We start from the raw sequence: 20,955 nt of genomic DNA on the forward strand, positions 1-20,955 counted from the left end.
CGCCGCTGGCGGCGCCGCTGCGCCAGTGGCGCCAAAGTCGCGCGCGCTAGCGCCCCGGTGCGGCCGACAGCATCGCGTCCAGCTCGGCCAGCTGCGCCGGCGTGCCGACGTTCTCCCAGCGACCGTCGAAGCGCTCGCCGGTGGCGGTGCCGGCGGCGATGCCGGCATGGTAGATCGGCGTCATCGCCAGCCGCGTGCCCGGCACGATATCGGTAAACAGCCGGGTGTCGTACAGCCCGATATTGCCGAAGGTCAGGCGCGCGCCGCTGGCCGGCTCGGCCTCGAGCGAGAGCCGGCCGTGGTCGTCCAGCGCGAAATCCCCGCGCGGATGGAACGGCGGGTTCGGCACCATCACCAGGTGCATGTGCGGCGCGGCCGCGCCCGCCAGCGCCTGTGCGCGCGGCAGCAGCGCGCGGAAATCGTAGTCGCAGAAGATGTCGCCGGACACCGCCAGGAAGATCTCGCCGCGGACCGGGTCGTGCGACAGCAGCGGCAGGGCCTTGGCGATGCCGCCGGCGGTTTCCAGCGCCTCGCCCTCGGCCGAGTAGGCGATGCGCACGCCGAAGCGGCTGCCGTCGCCCAGCGCCGCCTCGATCTGCGCGCCCAGCCAGGCGTGGTTGATGACGATGTCGCGCAGCCCGGCGCGCGCCAGCGCTTCGATCTTCCACACGATCAGCGGCTTGCCGCCCACCGCCAGCAGCGGCTTGGGGCAGGCATCGGTCAGCGGGCGCATGCGGTCGCCGCGGCCGGCGGCAAAGATCATCACCTTCATCGGAACAGGGCCTCCAGGGCAAGCAGCGTGGCCATGCCGCCGGCAATGGTCCAGCCCACGCTGCGGGTACGTGCGGCAATCAGGATGGCGACCACGCCGGCCACCAGCCTGGCGTTGGTCGGGGTCAGGGCAAGTTCGCCCTGCTGCATCAGCAGGTCGGGCGCGATCAGCGCCGACAGCATCGCGGCCGGCACGAACTGCAGCGCGGTGCGGAACCACGACGGCAGCCGCACCCGGCCTTCGACGGCGATAAACGACAGGCGGATCAGGAAGGTGGCCAGGCCCGCGGCCAGGAACACCCACAGCAGCGTCAGCGCGCTCATGCGGCCTCCTTGCCGGCGGCGCCGCCGGTGCCAGAATCGGCGGCGTGGCTGGCGGCTCGCGGCCCGGGTCGGTTGCCGCGGCCCAGCACCAGCATGCCCACCGCGATGCCGCCGAGCGCGGCCACCATCAGGCCAAGCTTGTGCGGCAGGCTGTAGCAGGCCACCGCCAGCGCGCTGGCGGCGAGCGCGGCGGCGACATGCGAGCGGTGCCTGAGGCCCGGCACGATGATGCCGATGAAGGTCAGCGGCAGGAAAAAGTCCAGCGGCCAGTGGCGCGGCACCTGGGCGCCGACCAGCACGCCGGCCAGCGTCGACAGCTGCCAGCTGGCCCACAGCGCGAAGCCGCCGCCAAAGTAATACCAGTGTCGGTAGCGGGCGCGCGGGCCGGTGTCGCCCAGCCGGTGCGTCATCGCGGCAAAGGCCTCGTCGGTCAGCAGGTAGGCGATCAGTGCCTTCCAGCGCCGCGGCAGGTGCGCCAGGGTCGGCGCGATGGTGGCCGAGTACAGCGCGTGGCGCAGGTTGACCATGGCCACCGTCAGCGTGATCACCACCGCCGGGGTGCCCGCAGTCCACAGCTGGGTCAGGATCATCTGCGAGGCGCCGCCGAACACGATCGCGCTCATTGCGCAGGCCAGCCACGCGGGCATGCCGGCGCCCACCGCCAGCACGCCGTAGATCAGCCCGAACGGCACCACGCCCAGCAGCATCGGCGCGAGCGCGCGTGCCCCGGCCAGCCATTCGCCGGCGGCGGTGATGGCGGGCGCGGCGCTGTCGTCCGGACCGGAGGCGTCGTCGCGCATGGCGTCAGAACGTATAGCCGGCCGGGCTGGACACGCCTTCGAGCGCGTCCAGCAGGCGGATCAGCTTGCGCAGTTCGGTATAGCGTCCGGCGACCTGGCGGGTGTACTTCATCACCAGCGGCAGGTTGGCCAGATAGCCGTCCTTGCCGTCGCGGTGGTACAGGCGGGCGAAGATCCCCAGCACCTTGAGATGGCGCTGCAGGCCCATCCACTCGAAGTCGCGGTAGAACTCGCCGAAGTCGGCGTTCACCGGCAGCGCGGCCTTGCGCGCGCGTTCCCAGTAGCGGATCAGCCAGTCCAGCTGCTGCTCTTCATCCCATTCGATATAGGCATCGCGCCACAGCGAGACCGCATCGTAGGTGATCGGCCCGGTCACCGCGTCCTGGAAATCGAGCACGCCCGGGTTGGCGGCGCCTTCGAGCACCATCAGGTTGCGCGAGTGGAAGTCGCGGTGCACGTAGACCTGCGGCTGGGCGAGGTTGTTGGCAAGCAGCGCCTCGGTCACTTCGTGCCAGTCGGCCTGCTGGGCCTCGCTCAGGGTCGCGCCAAGATGCCGGGCCACGTACCACTGCGGGAACAGGTCGAGTTCGCGCTGCAGCAGCGCGCGGTCGTAGGCGGGCAGTTCGCCGGGGCGCGTGGCGGCCTGGATGCGCACCAGCGCGGCGGCGGCGCCGGCGTACAGGCCGGGCGCGGAGGAATCGTCCAGCTTCGACAGGTAGGTCTGGCTGCCAAGGTCGGCCAGCAGCAGGAAGCCCTGATCCAGGTCCTGGGCCAGCACCGTCGGCACGGTCACGCCGGCGGCGCCGAACAGCGCGCAGACATGGATGAACGGTCGGCAGTCCTCGTGCGCGGGCGGGGCGTCCATCACGATCGCGGTGGGATGGCCGGGATGCCGGGTGCTGACGCGGAAATAGCGCCGGAAGCTGGCATCGGCCGAAGCCGGGACGCAGGAATCGGGATCGGCGGACCATGCCGGTCCGAGTCCGGCCACCCAGGCCTTGAGCTGGTCCAGGCGCGGGTCGTGGGGAAGAGCTGCCATACAGGTACTTGTCGGAGGCACGTGTGGGGATGGGGCGCGGGGGCGGAACGAAAGTGAAAGCCCTCGATGACACCGCGAATGAAACCGGAAATGAAACCGGAAGTAAGCGGCAAGAGCACCCCGGGTTGCCCCGTATAATACCCGACCAGACCGGGGCGCCGGTGGCCTCCGGGAGGGGCCGCGTTGCCCCGCAGCCTGCCCCGGCGGGGGCCTGGCGGCCTGCAGGCGAGCCGCTGCCCGTGCCGAGACTGACAACCCGTGCGCATGACCGAACCACAACGATCACCGAACAACAGGGCCTTGCCTTCGCCTGCTTCTCCCCGCGCCCCGGCCCGAGCCAGGCGCGGCGGCAGCCTGCACGCAGGCGCGCTGCGCCCGCTGGTGCTGGCCATGGCTGGCCTGTCGGCCGGCGCCCAGGCGCAGATCACCGGCTCGGCGATCCCCGACCTGGACCAGGTCGAGCCGGTCTTCGAAGCCGCGCCGCCGGCGCCGCCGCTGCCGGTCGAGTCCGGCGAACTGGTGCCGCGCCTGGCCGAGCCGGCCGCGAAAGGCGAGTCCAATCCCGACGCGCCCACCTTTATCGAAGCTGACCGCATGACCGGCTACAGCGAGCGCGGCGTCGAACTGGAAGGCCATGCCGAACTGCGCCGCGACGGCGGCGTGGTCAAGGGCGACAAGCTCACCTACGACCAGGACACCGACGAAGCCTTCGCGCAGGGCAATGTGCGCATGTCGCGCGCCGGCACGCTGGCGGTGGGCCCGGAGGCTCGGCTCAAGGTCGAGGCCAACGAAGGCTACATGCTGTCGCCGGACTACTACTTCCAGCAGACCGGCGGCACCGGCAAGGCCGAGCGCATCGATTTCCTGGACCAGAACCGCAGCACGGCCCGGCAGGCGTCGTACACCACCTGCTCGCCCGACAATGCCGACTGGTATTTCAGCGCGAACCGGATCGACCTGGACAGCGACCGCCAGGTGGGCGTGGCCTACGGCGGCGTGCTGAATTTCTTCGGCGTGCCGGTCGCGGCGGCACCCGCGTTCAGCTTCCCGCTGAACGACGACCGCCGCAGCGGTTTCCTGCCGCCGCTGATGGGCTACAGCTCGAAATCGGGTTTCGACCTGACCGCGCCGTACTACGTCAATATCGCACCCAACCGGGACCTGACCATCTACCCGCGGCTGATGACCGAGCGCGGCCTGCAGCTGGGGGGCGAGTACCGTTACCTGAGCGAGAGCTACTCCGGGCGCGTGCGCGCCGAGTTCCTGCCGGACGACAAGAAGACCAACTCGAACCGCTGGGCCTATTCGCTGCAGCACACGCAGCGGCTGGCGCCGGGGCTGGCCGCGTACCTGAACCTGAACCGGGTGTCGGATGACCGCTACCCGGACGACTTCAACCGCAGCGTGTCGCAATCGACGCTGCGGCAGTACACGCAGGAGGGTGGCGTCACCTATAACTGGCAGGACTTCACCCTGCTGGCGCGGGTGCAGAAGTTCCAGACCCTGCGCCCCAGCGAACCATCGTACGAGCGCGTGCCGCAGCTGAACGGCAAGTACCTCCGCTATGACCTGGGCGGCTTCGACGTGCAGATGGAAGCCGACTACACCCGCTTCCGCATTCCGCTGACGTCCACCGGCTTCCAGCAGCCGCAGGGCGAGCGCATGTATTTCCAGCCGAGCATCAGCTACCCCATCGTGCGCGCCGGCTGGTACGTGACGCCCAAGGTGTCGTTCAGCGCCGCGCAGTACCAGATGGAAGCGGCCACCAACACGCCGACCGCGCAGAACAACCTGTCGCGCGCGATCCCGACCGTCAGCCTCGATTCGGGCATGACCTTCGAGCGCGATGCGCCGACGATCAGCCGCCTGTTCGGGGTCAACTACGTGCAGACGCTCGAGCCGCGCCTCTTCTACGTCTACACGCCGTTCCGCGACCAGAGCCAGTTCCCGCTGTTCGACACGGTGCAGTCCGACTTCGGCTACGGGCAGATCTTCAGCGAGAACCCGTTCACCGGCTACGACCGCATCGCCGACAACAACAAGCTGACCGGCGGGGTGACCACGCGGCTGATCGAGTCCGATACCGGCATCGAGCGCTTCCGCGGCACGATTGCCCAGCGCTATGACTTCACCGGGCAGCGCGTGCAGCTCAACGGCACGCTGGCCGACCCCAAGTCAGGCTCGTCGGATCTGCTCGCCGCCACCACCATCCAGCTGTTCCGCGGCTATTACCTGGATGCGGGGGTGCAGTTCAACCCGGATTCGGACCGGATCAACTACGGCAATGTGGCGTTTACCTACCGCCCCGAGTCGCGCAAGGTGATCAACGCCGGCTACCGCTATCGCCGGCCCACCTCGGTGACCGACAACACCGCGATCGACCAGTTCGAGGTGTCGAGCCAGTGGCCGATCACGCGCCGCGCCTACGGCATCGCGCGCTTCGCCTTCGACCTGACCGCCAGCCAGATGGTCGATGCGCTGGCCGGCGTCGAGTACGCCGCGGACTGCTGGGTTGGCCGCGTGGTCTACCAGCGTTTCCGCAACACCACCCAGGGCTACACCGGGCGGGTCTTCCTGCAGGTGGAGTTCCGTGGCCTTTCCAAGATCGGGTCCAACCCGTTGAACATCCTGCGCCTGAACGTGCCAGGCTACGAGCCGGTCTCGGCCAAGCCGGTGCCGACGACCCAGTTCGATCACTATGAATGACGGATTACGATGAAACGTCAAGAATTCGCCGTGTTTTCCTTTTTGCTGACGTCCTGGCACCGCCTGCTGCTGCCGGCCGTGCTGGCCGCGATGGCGGTGCCCGCCGCCGCGCAACTGAAGGCACCCGGGGCGCGCGCCAGCGGCATCTTCGTGCCGCAGGCGTCCGACGTCACCGCGCCGTCCAGCCAGCCCAAGCTGGGCGTGCCGCAGGCCGGTGGCCAGAAGCGCTCGCAGCTGATCGACGAAGTGGTGGCGGTGGTCAACAACAGCGTGATCACGCGGCGCGAACTGCTTGACCGTGCCGACGAGATCGAGAGCCAGTTGCGTGCCGGCGGCCGTCCGGTGCCCGCGCGCGCCGACCTGCTGGGCGAGGTGCTCGAGCGCCTGGTGATGGAGCGCGTGCAGACCCAGGCCGCGCAGGACGCCGGCATCCGCGTGACCGACCAGGAAGTCGACCGCGCCATCGAATCGGTGGCGCAGCAGAACCAGATGAACGCGGCCGAGCTGCGCCGCCGGGTCGAGGCCAGCGGCATGACCTGGACCAAGTACCGCGACGAGCTGCGCAAGCAGGTGCAGGTGATCCGCCTGCGCGAGCGCGAGGTCGATTCCAAGGTGCAGGTCTACGACGGCGAGATCGACAACTACCTGGCGGCTCGCGGCGGCCAGGGCGCGGCCGCCGGCCCGACCGAATACAACATGGCGCAGATCCTCGTGCGCGTGCCCGAGAATGCCTCGGACGCGCAGAAGCAGGCGCTACGCGCCAAGGCCGAGGGGCTGCTCAAGCAGGCCCAGGACGGCGCCGACTTCGCGCAGCTGGCGCAGGCCAGCTCCGAAGGGCCGGAAGCGGCCCAGGGCGGTGCCATGGGCTTCCGCGAAATCGGCCGCCTGCCGGCGCTGTTCGCCAATGCCGTGGTCGACCTGCAGCCCGGCGGGGTGGCGCCACAGGTGATCGAGAGCGCCGCCGGCTTCCACGTGATCAAGCTGGTGGCCAAGCGCGCGGCGCCGGCCTCCGGCCCCGCCGCGGCCGGCAAGATCACTCAGACCCAGGTGCGCCATATCCTGATCCGCACCGGCCCCAACATGCCCGAGGCCGAGGCGCGCCGCCAGCTCGGCACGCTGCGCGACCGCATCACCCACGGCGGCGACTTTGCCGACGCGGCCAGGCGCTTTTCGCAGGACGGCTCGGCGCAGAACGGCGGCGACCTCGGCTGGGTCTCGCCGGGCGAACTGGTGCCCGAGTTCGAGCAGGCCATGAGCCGGCTGCGCCCGAACGAGATCTCCGAGCCGGTGGTCACGCAGTTCGGCGTGCACCTGATCCAGGTGCTGAACCGCCGCGAGACCGAGCTGTCGCCGGAGAAGCAGCGCGACTTCGCTCGTGCCGAAGTGCGCGAACAGAAGCTGCGCGCCGCCTATGATGACTGGGTGCGCCAGCTGCGCTCGCAGGCGTACGTGGAGTACCGGGTCAACCGGCAGCGCTGACGCGCGCTTCCCGTCCGCCCGCCCGTCAGCCTTTCAGCGCCAAGCCGACATGCCCGACCCGCTAGCCCTGGCCATTACCACCGGAGAACCCGCCGGCATCGGCCCCGATATCACTATCGGGGCGCTGCTGCAGCTGGCGGGCGCCAACCATGGCTTTGACGGCGGAGCCTACCGCTTCCATGTGCTGGGCGATGCCCGCCTGCTGGCCGAGCGGGCCGAGGCGCTGGGCGTCACCCATGCCTGGGAGCGGCGCCTTGCCGACGGCGGCGTGGTGGTCGAGGACATCGCGCTGGCGGTGGCGTGCGAGGCCGGACGTCTCGACGCGCGCAACGGCCCCTATGTGCTGAAGCTGCTCGATGCCGCCATAGAAGGCTGCCGGTCGCAGGCTGGCGCCGCGCCCCGCTATGCCGCGATGGTCACGGCGCCGGTGCAGAAGAGCACCATCAACGACGCCGGCGTGCCCTTCACCGGCCATACCGAATACCTTGCCGAAAGCGCCGGCGTGGCGCGCGTGGTGATGATGCTGGCCGGCCCGCAGCCGGCGCACGACGACGCCATGCTGCGCGTGGCGCTGGCCACCACCCACCTGCCGCTGCGCGCGGTGCCCGATGCGCTGTCGGTGCCGCTGCTAGTGCAGACGCTGGCGATCATCGATGCCGACCTGCGCCGCTGCTTCGGCATCGGGCGCCCGCGCATCCTGGTTACGGGCCTGAACCCGCACGCCGGCGAAAGCGGCCACATGGGCCGCGAAGAGATCGACATCATCGCGCCCGCGCTGGCGCAGGCCAAGGATGCCGGCATCGACGCGCGCGGGCCGTTCCCGGCCGATACGCTGTTCCAGCCGCGCCACCTGCGCGATGCCGACTGCGTGCTGGCGATGTACCATGACCAGGGGCTGGCGCCGCTCAAGTACGGCACCTTCGGCCACGGCGTCAACATCACGCTGGGGCTGCCCTTCATCCGCACGTCGGTGGACCATGGCACCGCGCTCGACCTCGCCGGCACCGGCCAGGCCGAGCACGGCAGCATGATCGAGGCCATCCGCACGGCGGTTATCATGTCTGGCCACGCCAACGGCCGACGGCCCGGCGGCGGTGCCGCGGGCCATACCCCTTCCGGCACGCAGCCGCCATGCTGACGCCGGACTAATACATCATGCGTTCTAACGTGCACCAGGGCCATGTGGCCCGCAAACGATTCGGGCAGAACTTCCTGGTCGACGACACCATCATTCACGGCATCGTCAATGCCATCAGCCCGCAGGCCGGCGACGTGCTGGTCGAGATCGGCCCCGGGCTGGGCGCGCTGACCGACCCGCTGCTCGAGCGGATCCCGCAGATGCAGGTGGTCGAACTGGACCGCGACCTGGTTGAGCGGTTGCGCCGCCGCTATGGCGAGCGCCTGCAGGTCCACGCCGGCGACGCGCTCGACTTCGACTTCGACAAGCTCGCCGTGCCGGGCCGTCCGCTGCGCATCGTCGGCAACCTGCCGTACAACATTTCCAGCCCGCTGCTGTTCCACCTGATGGAGTTCGCGGACCACGTGCACGACCAGCATTTCATGCTGCAGAAGGAGGTGGTGGAGCGCATGGTCGCCGAGCCCGGCAGCAAGGCCTTCGGCCGGCTGTCGATCATGCTGCAGGTGCGCTACTACATGGAGCATGTGCTCGATGTGCCGCCGGGCGCCTTCAATCCGCCGCCGAAGGTGGACTCCGCGGTGGTCCGCATGATCCCGTGGCCGCGCCACGGCGACGGCCGGCTGCGTTCGCCGCATGCCGATTGCGACATCACCGTGCTCGGCGACGTGGTCACGGCGGCGTTCTCGCAGCGGCGCAAGGTGCTGCGCAACACGCTGTCGTTCCTGCGCGACCAGGTCGATTTCGATGCCATGGGCTTCGACCTGGGCCGGCGCGCCGAGGAGGTGCCGGTCGGCGAGTATGTCGAGCTGGCCCGGCGCCTGGGCGACAAGGCTTCCGGCCAGGCCGCCTGAGGCCCCCGAACCCGCCAAATTCCCGCATTCGCTAGCATCCCGATTCTCCCGCGACTATTTCCGTGCAAGACCGTCCCATGACAGCCCAAACCAGCCAAACCAACCGGCGTCCCGTGATCCTGACCGGCGACCGTCCCACCGGCCCGCTGCACCTCGGCCATTTTGTCGGCTCGCTCAAGAGCCGCGTCGCGCTGCAGGATTCGCACGAGCAATACCTGCTGCTGGCCGACACCCAGGCCATGACCGACAACGCGCACGATCCCGACAAGGTGCGCCGCAACGTGCTGGAGGTGGCGCTGGACTACCTGGCCGTCGGCATCGATCCGGCCAAGACCACCATCACGGTGCAGTCGCACCTGCCCGCGCTGGCCGAGCTGACGCTGATGTACCTGAACTTCGTCACGGTGGCGCGGCTGGAGCGCAACCCGACCATCAAGGAAGAGATCCAGGCACGCGGCTTTGGCCGCGACATCCCGGCCGGCTTCCTGTGCTATCCGGCCTCGCAGGCCGCCGACATCACCGGCTTCAAGGCCGAGGTGGTGCCGGTGGGCGAGGACCAGGCGCCGCTGATCGAGCAGACCAACGAAATCGTGCGCCGCATCAACCACCAGGTCGGCCGCGACGTGCTGCCCGAGTGCAAGGCGATGATCCCCCAGTTCGGCCGCCTGCCCGGCGTCGACGGCAAGGCCAAGATGAGCAAGTCGATGGGCAACGCGATCGCGCTGGGGGCCGCGCCCGAGCAGATCAAGGCCGCGGTGCACAGCATGTACACCGACCCCAACCACCTGCGCGTGTCGGATCCCGGCCAGGTCGAGGGCAACGTGGTGTTCACATACCTGGATGCGTTCGATCCGAACACCGAGGAAGTCCAGGCGCTGAAGGAACACTACCAGCGCGGCGGGCTCGGCGACATGGTGCTCAAGCGCCGCATCGAGGGCGTGCTGCAGGACATGCTGGCCCCGATCCGCGAGCGCCGCGAAGCGCTGGCCAAGGATCCGGACTATGTCTTCGACATCCTGCGCCAGGGCACCGCGAAGGCGCGCGAACTGACCCAGCAGACGCTGGAAGAAGTGCGCGACGCGCTCGGCATGTTCTCGTTCGAGTCACGCCGCTAAGCACGCTGACGTGCTGAGGGTTTGCTCCCTCTCCCGCGCGCGCGGGAGAGGGAAGCTTCCGTTCTCACCCCCGCCGGTTCACCAGCACGATCCCCGCCAGTACCAGCACGGCTGCCACCGCAAAGCGCGGGCCCACGGCATCGTGCATCAGCACCACGCCGAAGGCGACCCCGAACAGCGGCGTCAGGAAGGAAAACACCGACAGCCGCGAAGCCAGGTAGCGCTGCAGCAGCCAGAACCAGGCCAGGTAGCTGGCAAAGGCAATCAGCACGGACTGGTAGAACAGGCTCGCCAGCACCACGCCGTCGATCTGCACGGTGGCGGTCTGGCCGCCGGCGAGCGCCATGCCCAGCAGCATCACCGCGGACACCGCCAGCTGGTACAGCAGGGTCTTGCTGGCCGGTGCGCCGGCCAGCGGGCTGGCGCGCACCACCACGGTTGTGGCCGCCCACAGCGCGCCGGCGAGGATGCCAAGCGCATCGCCCAAGAGCGTACTGCCCTGAGATGATGGAGCGGCGATGCCATCGGCAAAGGCCAGCGCCATGCCCGCGAACGCCAGCGCCACGCCCAGCCACTGGCCGGGGCGCAGCCGTTCGCCGGGCACCACCATATGCAGTCCCAGCGCGGTGAAGATCGGCGCGGTGTACAGGAACACCGCCATGCGCGAGGCCGTGGTGTGGCCCAGGCCGACGAAGATGCAGAAGAACTCGGCCCCAAACAGCAAGCCGGCCAGCAGGCCGGCGTTGAGCGTGCCGTCGCGCCGCCACAGCGGGGTGCCGCGCCATGCCGCAAAGCCGAATACCAGCAGCGCCGCCACGGCCGAGCGCACGCCGGCCTGCAGCACCGCGCCCATCAGCGGCGCGGTTACCTTGATCACCACCTGCTGCAGTCCCCAGGCGGCGCACAGCACCACCATCAGGCCGATGGCGGTGCCGTCGAGCGGCTGGCGTGCGACGCCTTGCGTGCTCACGGCGCAGGCCTTCAGGGACGGCTGGCGTCGCGGGTGGAATGGCGCTCGATCAGCTCGATCTTGTAGCCGTCCGGGTCTTCGACAAAGGCGATCACGGTGGTGCCGCCCTTGACCGGGCCGGCTTCGCGCGTGACCTTGCCGCCCGCGGCGCGGATGCGCTCGCACGCGGCCGCGGCATTGTCGGTTTCCAGCGCGATATGGCCGTAGGCCGTGCCCAGGTCGTAGCTGTCGACGCCGTAGTTGTAGGTCAGCTCCAGCACCGCGGTTTCGCTCTCCGGGCCATAGCCGACAAAGGCGAGGCGGTACTTGTACTCGGGGTTGTCGCTTTCGCGCAGCAGCTGCATGCCGAGCACGCGGGTGTAGAAATCGATGGAGCGCTGCATGTCGCCGACGCGCAGCATGGTGTGGAGGAGTCGCATGGGAGGGCCTTCAACTGTTATCGGTATAGGAAGGCGCCATTTTAGTGCCTTTGGCCGAAACCTACCGGCCCGGTCCCAGTACCGGTAGCGGCCCTCAGAACGTCGGCAGCAGCTCCGGCGGGTGCGCGCGCAATTGCGCGCGGGCATCGCGGAACTCGGGAAAGATCGACTCGACGGTTTCCCAGAAGCGCGGGCCGTGGTTCATTTCCTTCAGGTGCGCCAGTTCATGCGCGGCGACATAGTCGATCATCGACAGCGGGAAATGCATCAGGCGCCAGTTCAGCCGGATCTTGCCGTCGGCGGTGCAGCTGCCCCAGCGCGTGGCGGCGGAGGTCAGCGCGAAGCCGGTGTGGCGTATGCCCAGCCTGGCGGCATAGAGGTCCAGGCGCTCGGCCAGCAGGCGGCGCGCCTGCTGCTGCAGCCAGCCCTGCACGCGGTCCTTGATCTGCTGCTCGTCGGCATGGGCCGGCAGCGCCAGATGCAGCACGCGGCGGTCGGCATCGAACAGCAGTGCGCCGATCGGCGACTCCAGTGCCAGCGTCAGCGGCTGGCCGAGGAAGGGCAGGGCGGCGCCATCGCGCCACTGGACCGTCGGCAGCACGCGACGCGCTTCGCGGTGGCGCCACTCGCCCAGCTTGTTGAAGATCCAGCGCTGTTTTTCCAGGATGGCCGCCTCGATATCGGCCAGCGTGACCCAGCGCGGCGCCGTGATCGACAGGCCGCGGTCGTCGATGGTGAAGCCGATGGTGCGGCGCGCGGAGCGCTTGAGGGTGTAGTGCAGCGGTCGCTCGCCGATCTGCAGCAGGCGCGCGTTGGGCTGCGGCACCGGCCAGGCCGGCGCTTGCAGCGGCTCCGGTGCCAGCGGCGCCGCCGGCTGCGGCGCGTGGGCGGCTTCCGCCAGCGGCAGCTCCAGCTGCGCCCCGTCGGCCTCCGCAGCGGGTCGCAGCAGCTTCATGCGGCCGACTCGCTGCGCTGCGTGACCCGGTAGCTTTCCGGGTCGATGCGGCGCATGTCGCGTTCGATCCAGTCGGCCACTTCCTGGTTGAGCTGGTCGGCGGTCTTGTTGGCCGATGCGATCGGCGGGCCGACCGAGATCGTCACCGTGCCCGGGTATTTCATGAAGGAATTGCGCGGCCAGACCCGGCCGGAATTGACGGCCATCGGCAGCACCCAGGCACCGGTCTCCACCGCCAGGCGCGCGCCGCCGCTCTTGTAGCGCGGCTTTTCCAGGCCGGAAGGGGTGCGCGTGCCTTCCGGGAACATGATGATCCAGGCGCCTTCGGCCAACCGTTCGCGGCCCTGGCGCACGGCCGAGGCGAAGGCGCGGGTGCCTTCCTTGCGGTTGATATGGACCATCTTCAGCATGCCCAGCGCCCAGCCGAAGAACGGCACCAGCAGCAGCTCGCGCTTGAACACGAAGCACAGCGGCCTGGGCATCAGCGCGACGTAGGCCACGGTTTCCCAGGCCGACTGGTGCTTGGACAGCAGCACCACCGGCTTGTCCAGCATGGCGTCCATGTGCTCATGGCCCTCGATGCGGTACTGGATGCCGCAGATGGCGCGCGCGGCGGCGATCACCATCCGCGGCCAGCCGCGCACGAAGCGGAATCGCTGGTCGGCATTCATGAACGGGAACACCACGAAACAGGCGCAGGCGTACGGCGGCGTCAGCACCAGCAGGTACAGCGCGAACAACAGGGAACGAAGGAAAGTCATGCGGGGGCGCAAATGGAAAATGGGTGCGGACGGTCGGCCGCGGGCTCGGTCAGCCGGCGGCGCCGTGGCCGCCCTGGGCACTCGGCGCGGGCTGCCGCTGCCCGCCGTCGTTGCCGGTCAGCCAGCGGGCGAAGGCGCGCAGGTCGTCGTGCACCTGGGTGCCGGGCGGCAGGCCGCCCTTGTCGAGCGTCTTCAGGCCCTTGCCGCTGCGCACCAGGTGCGGTGCGCAGCCGACCGCCACGCCGGCTTCCAGGTCGCGCAGCGAATCGCCGACGATCGGCACGCCGCGCAGCTCGATGCCGAAGCGCTCGCTGATCTGTTCCAGCATCCCCGGGCGCGGCTTGCGGCACTCGCAGCCGTCGGCGGCGGTATGGGGGCAGAAGAACACCGCCTCGACGCGGCCGCCCAGCCGCGCCAGCGCGGTGTGCATTTTCTCGTGCATGGCGTTGAGCGCGCTCATTTCGAACAGCCCGCGGCCGATGCCGGACTGGTTGCTGGCGATGACCACGCGATAGCCCGCCTGGTTCAGCGCGGCGATGGCTTCCAGGCTGCCGTCGATCGGCACCCATTCGTCGGGGGTCTTGATGAACTGGTCGCTGTCGAGGTTGACCACCCCGTCGCGGTCCAGGATGACAAACTTGGGCGGCGTCTGTGGCATGTGCGGCTCCGGCGGTTGCTTGGGGCGTAGCGGCGGGAACCGCTCAGGCGGCCAGCTTGGAGATGTCGGCCACGCGGTTTGCCAGCGCATGCAGCGAGGCCAGCAGCGCCAGGCGGTTGGCGCGCAGCTGCGCGTCCTCGGCCATCACCATCACGTCGTTGAAGAACTGGTCGACGGCGTCGCGCAGCTGGGCCAGGTCGCGCAGGGCGGTGGTGAAGTCGCCGCTGGCGAAGGCGGCTTCGACCGCCGGGCGCACGCGTTCGATGGCGGCGTGCAGCGCGCCTTCGGCGTCTTCCCGGAACAGCGCCGGGTTCACCGCGCCGACCGGCTCGGTGTTCTTGCGCAGGATATTGGTGATGCGCTTGTTGGCGGCGGCCAGGGCCTCGGCCTCGGGCAGCGCGGCAAAGGTACGCACGGCTTCCATGCGCCCCAGGATGTCATGCAGCTGGTCCGGGCGCAGGCTGACCACGGCCTCGACTTCATTGGTGGTGTAGCCCTTGTCCTTCAGGTAGCCGCGCACGCGGTCGTACAGGAAGTCGAGGATGGCCTCGGGCGCCGGCTTGACCGCGGCGATGCCGGCGAAGGCCTGCTGCGTCTGCGCCAGCAGCGATGCCAGCGACAGCGCCAGCGGCTTTTCGATCAGCATGCGCAGGATGCCCAGCGCGTGGCGGCGCAGCGCGAACGGGTCTTTTTCGCCGGTGGGCTGCAGGCCGATGCCCCAGATCCCGACCAGGGTCTCGAGCTTGTCGGCCAGCGCCACCGCGGTGCTGACCGCGCCTGCCGGCAGCGCGTCGCCGGCAAAGCGCGGACGGTAGTGTTCGGAGCAGGCCAGCGCCACGTCCTCGGCTTCGTCGTCGTGGCGGGCGTAGTAGGTGCCCATGGTGCCTTGCAGCTCGGGGAACTCGCCCACCATGTCGGTCAGCAGGTCGGCCTTGGCCAGTTCGGCGCCGCGCATCGCCGCCGCCTTGTCGGTGGCCACGCCGGCGGCGTTGAGCGCGTCGGCGACATGGCCGGCGATCTGCTGCAGGCGCTGCACGCGGTCCAGCTGCGTGCCGATCTTGTTGTGGTAGACCACGCTGGCCAGCTGCGGCACGCGCGAGGCCAGGGTCTTCTTGCGGTCCTGGTCGAAGAAGAACTTGGCGTCGGCCAGGCGCGGGCGCACCACGCGCTCGTTGCCGCTGATGATCGATTGCGGCGTCTCGGTGGCCAGGTTCGACACGATCAGGAAGCGGTTGCGCAAGTGGCCGTCGGCATCGGTCAGCGCAAAGTACTTCTGGTTGGTCTGCATGGTCAGGATCAGGCATTCCTGCGGCACCGCCAGGAAGGCTTCCTCGAAATGGCAGGCATACACCACAGGCCATTCCACCAGCGAGTTGACTTCATCGAGCAGCGCCTCGGGCATGATGACCTGGTCGGCGCCGGCTTCCTGCAGCAGCGCGCTGCGCATGCGCTCGCGGCGCTCGGCGTAGCTCGCCACCACGCGGCCGGCGGACTCCAGCTGCTGCGCATAGTCGTTGGCGTGGCGGATCTCGATCGCGCCATGCGACAGGAAGCGGTGGCCCTGGGTCAGGTTGCTGGCCTGCAACCCCAGCAGCGTCACCGGCAGGATCTCGCTGCCGAACAGCGCGATCAGGCTGTGCGCCGGGCGCACGAAATGCACCGTGCTGCCGTCCGGGCGCTGGTAGCTCATGACCTTGGGGATCGGCAGCTTCGCCACGGTGTCTTCCAGCGTGGCCTGCAGCCCGGCGGCCAGCTCGGCGCCGCGCGCGGTGTAGCGGTAGAAGAAGGCTTCGGCCTTGCCGTCGGAGCCGCGCTCCAGCGCCTGCCAGTCGATCTCGGCAACGCCGACCGACCTGGCCAGCGCGGCCAGCTTCTTGGCCAGTGGGGCGGTCGGCTCGCCGTTGGCGTCCAGCGCCACCGACAGCGGCAGGACCTTCTCGCGCTGTTCGCGGTCCGGCGCGTTGCGGCGCACGCCGCTGACCAGCGCCGCCAGGCGGCGCGGGGTGGCGAACGGCGTCACGGTGGCACCCGGCTCAAGCAGGTCGCGCTCGCCGAGGCCGGCGAACAGGCCCTGCGCGAAGGCGTCGCCCAGGCGCGCCAGCGCCTTGGGGGGCAGCTCTTCGGTGAACAGTTCGATCAGCAGCGAGTCGGTCATGGGTTGCGACATGAATCGTATCCAACAGGTTGTAGCGCGCGCTGCCCGGGTCAGCAGCGCGGCGAAAGATTAGGTTCCACTCCGGACAGCAGCCACAGGCCGTTCTGTTGCCGGAATTGCAGCGTGGTGTAGGCGCATTGCGCGGCGGCTGCTGCGGCGGCGGCGCTGGCGGCGCCATTGGTGCCGCCGCGGCTGCCCGCGGCCGGGAAGCGCGCGTCGATGCGGCGCAGGCGCTTGTCGTAGCGGATCTCGTCGATGCGCCCGCCCACCCAGAAATCGATCTTCGGCGGCAACTGCGACGCCGAGTAGTAGGTCTTGACCTTGCGCCGGGTGCGGCCGTTGTGGGTTTCGGTTTCGATCCAGGTCAGCGGGTAGCGGATCGCGCTTTCATAGGCGCGCAGCGGCACCCGGTGCCAGCCCAGGTCGCGCTGGCCGGAGAGGTCGCACGAGAACGAGCGCACCAGTTGCGTCCACTGGTCCAGCGCGTTCAGCGATGGCCGCCACTGGCGCGCCATCGCCAGCTGCAGCGCCTGCGCATCGGCCTCGCACACATTGCTCAGTTCGGCCGGCAGCATCAGCACCTGCGCGCTGGGAGCGGCCTGCGCGCGCGCGCCGGCGGCATTGCCCGCCGCGGCCAGCGTGGCGAGGGCCAGGGCGCAGCCCAGCGCGCTGCGCGCCAGCAGCCTCATGCCCGCGCTCCGTCGCGCTGGCCGCACATCGGGAAGCCGAGGGCCTCGCGCGAGTCGTAGTAGGCCTGCGCCACCTGGCGCGACAGGTTGCGGATGCGGCCGATATACGCTGCGCGCTCGGTGACCGAGATCGCGCCGCGCGCATCGAGCAGGTTGAAGGTGTGCGCGGCCTTGAGCACCTGTTCGTAGGCCGGCAGCGCCAGGCGCGTGCCGGTTTCCGCAGCGGCGTCGGCACCGTCGCCATTGCCCATCAGCCGCTTGGCCTCGCCCTCGTGCTCGGCGAAATGGCGGAACAGGATTTCGGTGTTGCTGTGCTCGAAGTTGTAGGTGGATTGCTCCACCTCGTTCTGGTGGTACACGTCGCCGTAGGTCAGGCGGCGCGTCTCGCCGTTCTCGACCCACTCGGTCCAGACCAGGTCGTAGACGTTCTCGACCTTCTGCAGGTACATCGCCAGGCGTTCGATGCCGTAGGTGATTTCACCGGTGATGGGCTTGCAGTCGATGCCGCCCACCTGCTGGAAGTAGGTGAACTGGGTCACCTCCATGCCGTTGAGCCAGACTTCCCAGCCCAGGCCCCAGGCGCCCAGCGTGGGGTTCTCCCAGTCGTCCTCGACGAAGCGGATGTCGTTCTGCTTCAGGTCGAGGCCGAGCGCCTCGAGCGAGCCCAGGTACAACACAAGGATGTTCTCGGGCGCGGGCTTGAGCACCACCTGGTATTGGTAGTAGTGCTGCAGCCGGTTGGGGTTCTCGCCGTAGCGGCCGTCCTTCGGGCGCCGCGACGGCTGCACGTAGGCGGCCCGCCACGGCTCGGGGCCGATCGCGCGCAGGAAGGTGTGGACGTGGGAAGTGCCGGCGCCGACCTCCAGATCGATGGGTTGCAACAGCGCGCAGCCCTGCCGGTCCCAGTAGGCCTGCAGGGTCAGAATCATTTGTTGGAAGGTCAGCATAGGAAAACTTGGTAGAGGCAAGCGGGAGGCAAGCCGAGGCCGCGCAGCGCGTGCCGGAGCCGCCGCATACGGATTTTGCCAAACCCTGAATTCTATCGGCTTTTTGGCGCGGCGCCCCGATTGGCAGGGCTGCATAGGGCACGCACCGATGGCCGGGCCGGCGCGCCGCGGTGCGTCAATGTCGGTCCGGCGCAACGCCTCGGGAAAATACCGACGCCCATTTCAGGTTGCGCCGCTGCTTGCCGATAACGTTTTTGTATACAGTATGAGTAAGCAACCCGTTTCAGAGCGTTGCGATTGACAGGCCGTGCCGGTATGCAGGCACGGCGGCCGCCGGGCCTTGCCGCGGCAGCCGTATGTCAGGAACTGATTATTGATGGGGACATTCGGATCATGGCACTTCTTTCTCGCAAACCTTATCTGGTCGCAATCGCGGTCATGATCGCCGCGGCCACCGTGTCCGTGGTGACCGGGCTGCTGAACTGAACCTGCCCGCGCGCCGCTGAGCGCCTCCGGCACCGGGCCCGCGGCGGTGATCCGCCGCGCCCCGGGGCCCGCCGGCATTGCGCCTTCAGCCGCGCCTGCGCCCGCCTGCCCGGCGCGCGCGCCACGCCGCCATTCCCAGCACCAGCGCGATCAGCGCCAGCACCGGCGCGTTGCCCCAGCGGATATAGGGCGTCAGCCCGTGCATGCCCTGCACCTCGGCCGTCAGCGTGCCGACGGTGAAGGTCGGCAGGCGTTGCTGCACCGTGCCGTCCGGGCGCACCACCGCGGTCATGCCGGTATTGGTCGAGCGCAGCATCGGACGGCGCGTTTCCAATGCCCGCATGCGCGAGATCTGCAGGTGCTGGTCCAGCGCGATGGTGTCGCCGAACCACGCCAGGTTGGTCAGGTTGGCCAGCAGGTTGGCCGGCGCCGGCTGCTGGCGCAGCGTCTGCGCGATTTCTTCGCCGAACAAATCCTCGTAGCAGATGTTCGGCGCCACGCGCACGCCCCGCACCGGCAGCGAGGCCTGGTCCAGCCCGCCGCGGCGGAAGTCGCCCAGCGGCATCTTCATCATGTCGACGAACCAGCGGAAGCCCAGCGGGATGAATTCGCCGAACGGCACCAGGTGGTGCTTGTTGTAGCGGTACAGGCGCTCGGTTTCCGGCCCCAGGCCGAACACGCTGTTGGTGAAGTCGACCGGGGAATCGGCGCCGGCGGCGCCAAACAGCACCGTGGTGCCGCTGGTGAGCGCGTAGTCGCGCACGGCGACGGCCACCTCGACCGGCAGCTCCTGCAGGATCACCGGGAACGCGGTTTCGGGCGTCACCACCAGGTCGGCAGGCGCCGCGGTGATCATGTCGCGGTACAGCTCGATCGAGCGCTGGATGCCCACGGGCTCGAACTTGATGTCCTGCGCCACGTTGCCCTGCAGCAGCCGCACCGTCAGCGGCTTGCCCGCGGGCGTGGTCCAGGCCAGCGGCGCCAGCGCCGCGCCGGCGGCGGGCACCAGCCCGGCCAGCGCCAGCGCGCCCAGCGCGCGGCCCCGTTCGCCACGGCCTAGCCCGCGCACGGCGGCGGCGAGCAGCGCCGCCACCGCGGCGGCCAGCGCGCCGATGCCATACACGCCCAGCACCGGCGCGTACCCCGCCAGCGGGCCGTCGGCGTGCGCATAGCCGCCCGACAGCCACGGAAAGCCGGTGAACACCACGCCGCGCAGCCATTCGCTCAGGCCCCACGCTGCACCGAACGCCAGCGGCGCCAGCAGCGTGCCCGCGGGCAGGCGCGCCGTCAGCCGGTGCCAGAACGCGCCGGCCAGCGCTGGGTAGAGCGACAGGAAGCCCGAGAACAGCAGCACCGCCAGCGCGGCCATCCACGACGGCATCTCGCCGTACACGTGCATGCTGATATAGAGCCACCAGATGCCGGACAGGAACCAGCCCAGCCCGAAGGCATAGCCGATCGCGCCGGCCGCGCGCGTGCGCGGGGCATCGGCGATCAGCGCGGCCAGGCCTGCCAGCGACAGGATCTGCAGCCACCACCAGTCATGCGGGGCGAAGGCCTGGGTATGGGCGATGCCGAGCACGCCGGCCAGCAGCAGGCGCGCCAGCATCGCGGCGCGCGACTGCGCGCGCGCGCCGGGCACGCCCGCCGTGCCGGCGTCGGCTGCGGCGCCGTCGGGGAGCGGGGCGGGAAGCTTCATGCGCTGGCGGCGCTGGCGCTGTCAGCGTTGGCTTCGCGATGCACCTGCAGCAGGTGCACCTGGCGCGCGTCGGCGCGCAGCACTTCGAAGCGGATCGGCGGCAGCGTGATGACTTCGCCGCGATGGGGCACGTGGCCCACGTGGTTGGACAGCAGCCCGCCGACGGTGTCGACATCGTGGTCGGAGAAGGCGGTGCCGAAGGCCTCGTTGAACTGCGAGATCTCGGTCAGGCCGTGCACGCGCCAGCTGCCGTCGGGCATCGGCAGGATCTTGTCCTGGTCCTCGTCGAGGTCGAACTCGTCCTCGATATCGCCCACGATCTGTTCCAGCACGTCCTCGATCGTCACCAGCCCGGCCACGCCGCCGTATTCGTCGACGACCATGGCGATGTGGTTGCGGTTGATGCGGAAATCGCGCAGCAGGATGTTCAGGCGCTTGGATTCGGGAATGAACACCGCCGGGCGCAGGGTCTCGCGCAGGTCGAAGGCTGGGTCGGTGTAGTAGCGCAGCAGGTCCTTGGCCAGCAGGATGCCGATGATGTTGTCGCGGCTGCCTTCGTAGACCGGGAAGCGCGAGTGCGCGGTCTGCTGCATGAACGGAATGAAGGTCTCCGGCGCGTCGGCGATATTGACCAGATCCATCTGCGCGCGCGGCACCATGATGTCGGCGGCGGTCAGTTCGGAAACCTGGAACACGCCCTCGATCATCGACAGGGAATCGGCATCGATCAGGCTGCGCTCATGCGCTTCCTGGAGCACTTCAAGCAATTCCGCGCGGGTGTCCGGCTCGGGGGAGATCAGGTCTGACAGGCGTTCGAGCAGCGATCTGGGCCGATCGGCCTGCTTCAGGTAAGCGGGCTTCGAACTGGGATAGGGGTCGTTCATTTCGCGGCGAGCGCGTGGTGGAGATCGTCTGAAGGATACACTAAAAGCCTGTCGGTCCCGTGACGGCGGGCCGTGGCCGACCTTCGGATGTGCCGCAGGAGACGCTCGC

19 protein-coding genes are annotated in these 20,955 nt (G+C 69.3%); 5 read left to right on the forward strand and 14 right to left on the reverse strand.

What is annotated here, in order from left to right; genetic code table 11:
- Nucleotides 1-46 precede the first annotated feature (46 nt).
- The 4 genes from murU to RALTA_RS02280 are packed head-to-tail and all read right to left on the reverse strand — an operon-like array spanning nucleotide 47 to nucleotide 2,934.
- Nucleotides 47-772, reverse strand: coding sequence for an N-acetylmuramate alpha-1-phosphate uridylyltransferase MurU (gene murU / locus RALTA_RS02265; RefSeq protein ID WP_012351791.1), 726 nt, complete (start codon nucleotides 770-772; stop codon nucleotides 47-49).
- Nucleotides 769-1,095, reverse strand: coding sequence for an AzlD domain-containing protein (locus RALTA_RS02270; RefSeq protein ID WP_012351792.1), 327 nt, complete (start codon nucleotides 1,093-1,095; stop codon nucleotides 769-771). The genes murU and RALTA_RS02270 overlap by 4 nt, the downstream gene beginning before the upstream one ends.
- On the reverse strand, nucleotides 1,092-1,895 hold the full coding sequence (locus RALTA_RS02275) for an AzlC family ABC transporter permease (RefSeq protein WP_012351793.1): 804 nt from the start codon (nucleotides 1,893-1,895) through the stop codon (nucleotides 1,092-1,094). Before RALTA_RS02275 ends, RALTA_RS02270 begins: the two co-directional genes overlap by 4 nt.
- Before the next feature lie 4 nt (nucleotides 1,896-1,899).
- On the reverse strand, nucleotides 1,900-2,934 hold the full coding sequence (locus RALTA_RS02280) for an aminoglycoside phosphotransferase family protein (protein ID WP_012351794.1): 1,035 nt from the start codon (nucleotides 2,932-2,934) through the stop codon (nucleotides 1,900-1,902).
- A gap of 264 nt (nucleotides 2,935-3,198) precedes the next feature.
- Between RALTA_RS02280 and RALTA_RS02285 the strand changes: the two genes are divergently transcribed.
- The 5 genes from RALTA_RS02285 (at nucleotide 3,199) to trpS (ending at nucleotide 10,223) form a co-directional block, all read left to right on the forward strand.
- The gene (locus tag RALTA_RS02285) at nucleotides 3,199-5,640 is read left to right on the forward strand and encodes an LPS-assembly protein LptD (RefSeq protein ID WP_012351795.1); all 2,442 of its coding nucleotides are present in this window, start codon (nucleotides 3,199-3,201) and stop codon (nucleotides 5,638-5,640) included.
- Between the two features lie 9 nt (nucleotides 5,641-5,649).
- Nucleotides 5,650-7,119, forward strand: coding sequence for a peptidylprolyl isomerase (locus tag RALTA_RS02290; protein ID WP_012351796.1), 1,470 nt, complete (start codon nucleotides 5,650-5,652; stop codon nucleotides 7,117-7,119).
- A gap of 49 nt (nucleotides 7,120-7,168) precedes the next feature.
- Entirely contained in the window at nucleotides 7,169-8,257 is a 1,089-nt protein-coding gene (pdxA, locus tag RALTA_RS02295) for a 4-hydroxythreonine-4-phosphate dehydrogenase PdxA (protein ID WP_012351797.1), read from the forward strand.
- 17 nt (nucleotides 8,258-8,274) lie between these two features.
- The gene (rsmA, locus tag RALTA_RS02300; protein WP_012351798.1) at nucleotides 8,275-9,108 is read left to right on the forward strand and encodes a 16S rRNA (adenine(1518)-N(6)/adenine(1519)-N(6))-dimethyltransferase RsmA; all 834 of its coding nucleotides are present in this window, start codon (nucleotides 8,275-8,277) and stop codon (nucleotides 9,106-9,108) included.
- A gap of 77 nt (nucleotides 9,109-9,185) precedes the next feature.
- Nucleotides 9,186-10,223, forward strand: a complete 1,038-nt coding sequence (trpS, locus tag RALTA_RS02305) for a tryptophan--tRNA ligase (RefSeq protein WP_012351799.1) — start codon at nucleotides 9,186-9,188, stop codon at nucleotides 10,221-10,223.
- A gap of 64 nt (nucleotides 10,224-10,287) precedes the next feature.
- Here trpS and RALTA_RS02310 read toward each other — a convergent pair whose 3' ends face one another.
- From RALTA_RS02310 to RALTA_RS02355, 10 genes are all read right to left on the reverse strand, one after another.
- Nucleotides 10,288-11,139 carry a DMT family transporter gene (locus RALTA_RS02310; protein ID WP_050976467.1) on the reverse strand — a complete coding sequence of 284 codons (852 nt, stop codon included), beginning with the start codon at nucleotides 11,137-11,139 and terminating at the stop codon, nucleotides 10,288-10,290.
- 65 nt (nucleotides 11,140-11,204) lie between these two features.
- Nucleotides 11,205-11,612, reverse strand: a complete 408-nt coding sequence (gloA, locus tag RALTA_RS02315) for a lactoylglutathione lyase (RefSeq protein WP_012351801.1) — start codon at nucleotides 11,610-11,612, stop codon at nucleotides 11,205-11,207.
- Nucleotides 11,613-11,706: 94 nt separating this feature from the next.
- The gene (locus RALTA_RS02320) at nucleotides 11,707-12,567 is read right to left on the reverse strand and encodes a M48 family metallopeptidase (protein ID WP_012351802.1); all 861 of its coding nucleotides are present in this window, start codon (nucleotides 12,565-12,567) and stop codon (nucleotides 11,707-11,709) included.
- Nucleotides 12,564-13,328, reverse strand: a complete 765-nt coding sequence (locus RALTA_RS02325; protein ID WP_012351803.1) for a lysophospholipid acyltransferase family protein — start codon at nucleotides 13,326-13,328, stop codon at nucleotides 12,564-12,566. Before RALTA_RS02325 ends, RALTA_RS02320 begins: the two co-directional genes overlap by 4 nt.
- A gap of 49 nt (nucleotides 13,329-13,377) precedes the next feature.
- Nucleotides 13,378-13,986, reverse strand: a complete 609-nt coding sequence (gene gmhB, locus RALTA_RS02330) for a D-glycero-beta-D-manno-heptose 1,7-bisphosphate 7-phosphatase (RefSeq protein ID WP_012351804.1) — start codon at nucleotides 13,984-13,986, stop codon at nucleotides 13,378-13,380.
- Between the two features lie 43 nt (nucleotides 13,987-14,029).
- Complete coding sequence (glyS, locus tag RALTA_RS02335; RefSeq protein WP_012351805.1) at nucleotides 14,030-16,153, reverse strand: glycine--tRNA ligase subunit beta; 2,124 nt, start codon at nucleotides 16,151-16,153, stop codon at nucleotides 14,030-14,032.
- 38 nt (nucleotides 16,154-16,191) lie between these two features.
- Nucleotides 16,192-16,830, reverse strand: a complete 639-nt coding sequence (locus RALTA_RS02340) for a hypothetical protein (protein WP_012351806.1) — start codon at nucleotides 16,828-16,830, stop codon at nucleotides 16,192-16,194.
- Nucleotides 16,827-17,777 carry a glycine--tRNA ligase subunit alpha gene (glyQ, locus tag RALTA_RS02345; protein WP_012351807.1) on the reverse strand — a complete coding sequence of 317 codons (951 nt, stop codon included), beginning with the start codon at nucleotides 17,775-17,777 and terminating at the stop codon, nucleotides 16,827-16,829. The genes RALTA_RS02340 and glyQ overlap by 4 nt, the downstream gene beginning before the upstream one ends.
- Nucleotides 17,778-18,348: 571 nt before the next feature.
- The gene (gene lnt / locus RALTA_RS02350; protein ID WP_012351809.1) at nucleotides 18,349-19,962 is read right to left on the reverse strand and encodes an apolipoprotein N-acyltransferase; all 1,614 of its coding nucleotides are present in this window, start codon (nucleotides 19,960-19,962) and stop codon (nucleotides 18,349-18,351) included.
- Entirely contained in the window at nucleotides 19,959-20,846 is an 888-nt protein-coding gene (locus RALTA_RS02355; RefSeq protein WP_012351810.1) for an HlyC/CorC family transporter, read from the reverse strand. The genes lnt and RALTA_RS02355 overlap by 4 nt, the downstream gene beginning before the upstream one ends.
- Nucleotides 20,847-20,955: the final 109 nt, after the last annotated feature.

It is taken from the genome of Cupriavidus taiwanensis LMG 19424, assembly GCF_000069785.1.
Classification (GTDB): Bacteria; Pseudomonadota; Gammaproteobacteria; order Burkholderiales; family Burkholderiaceae; genus Cupriavidus; species Cupriavidus taiwanensis.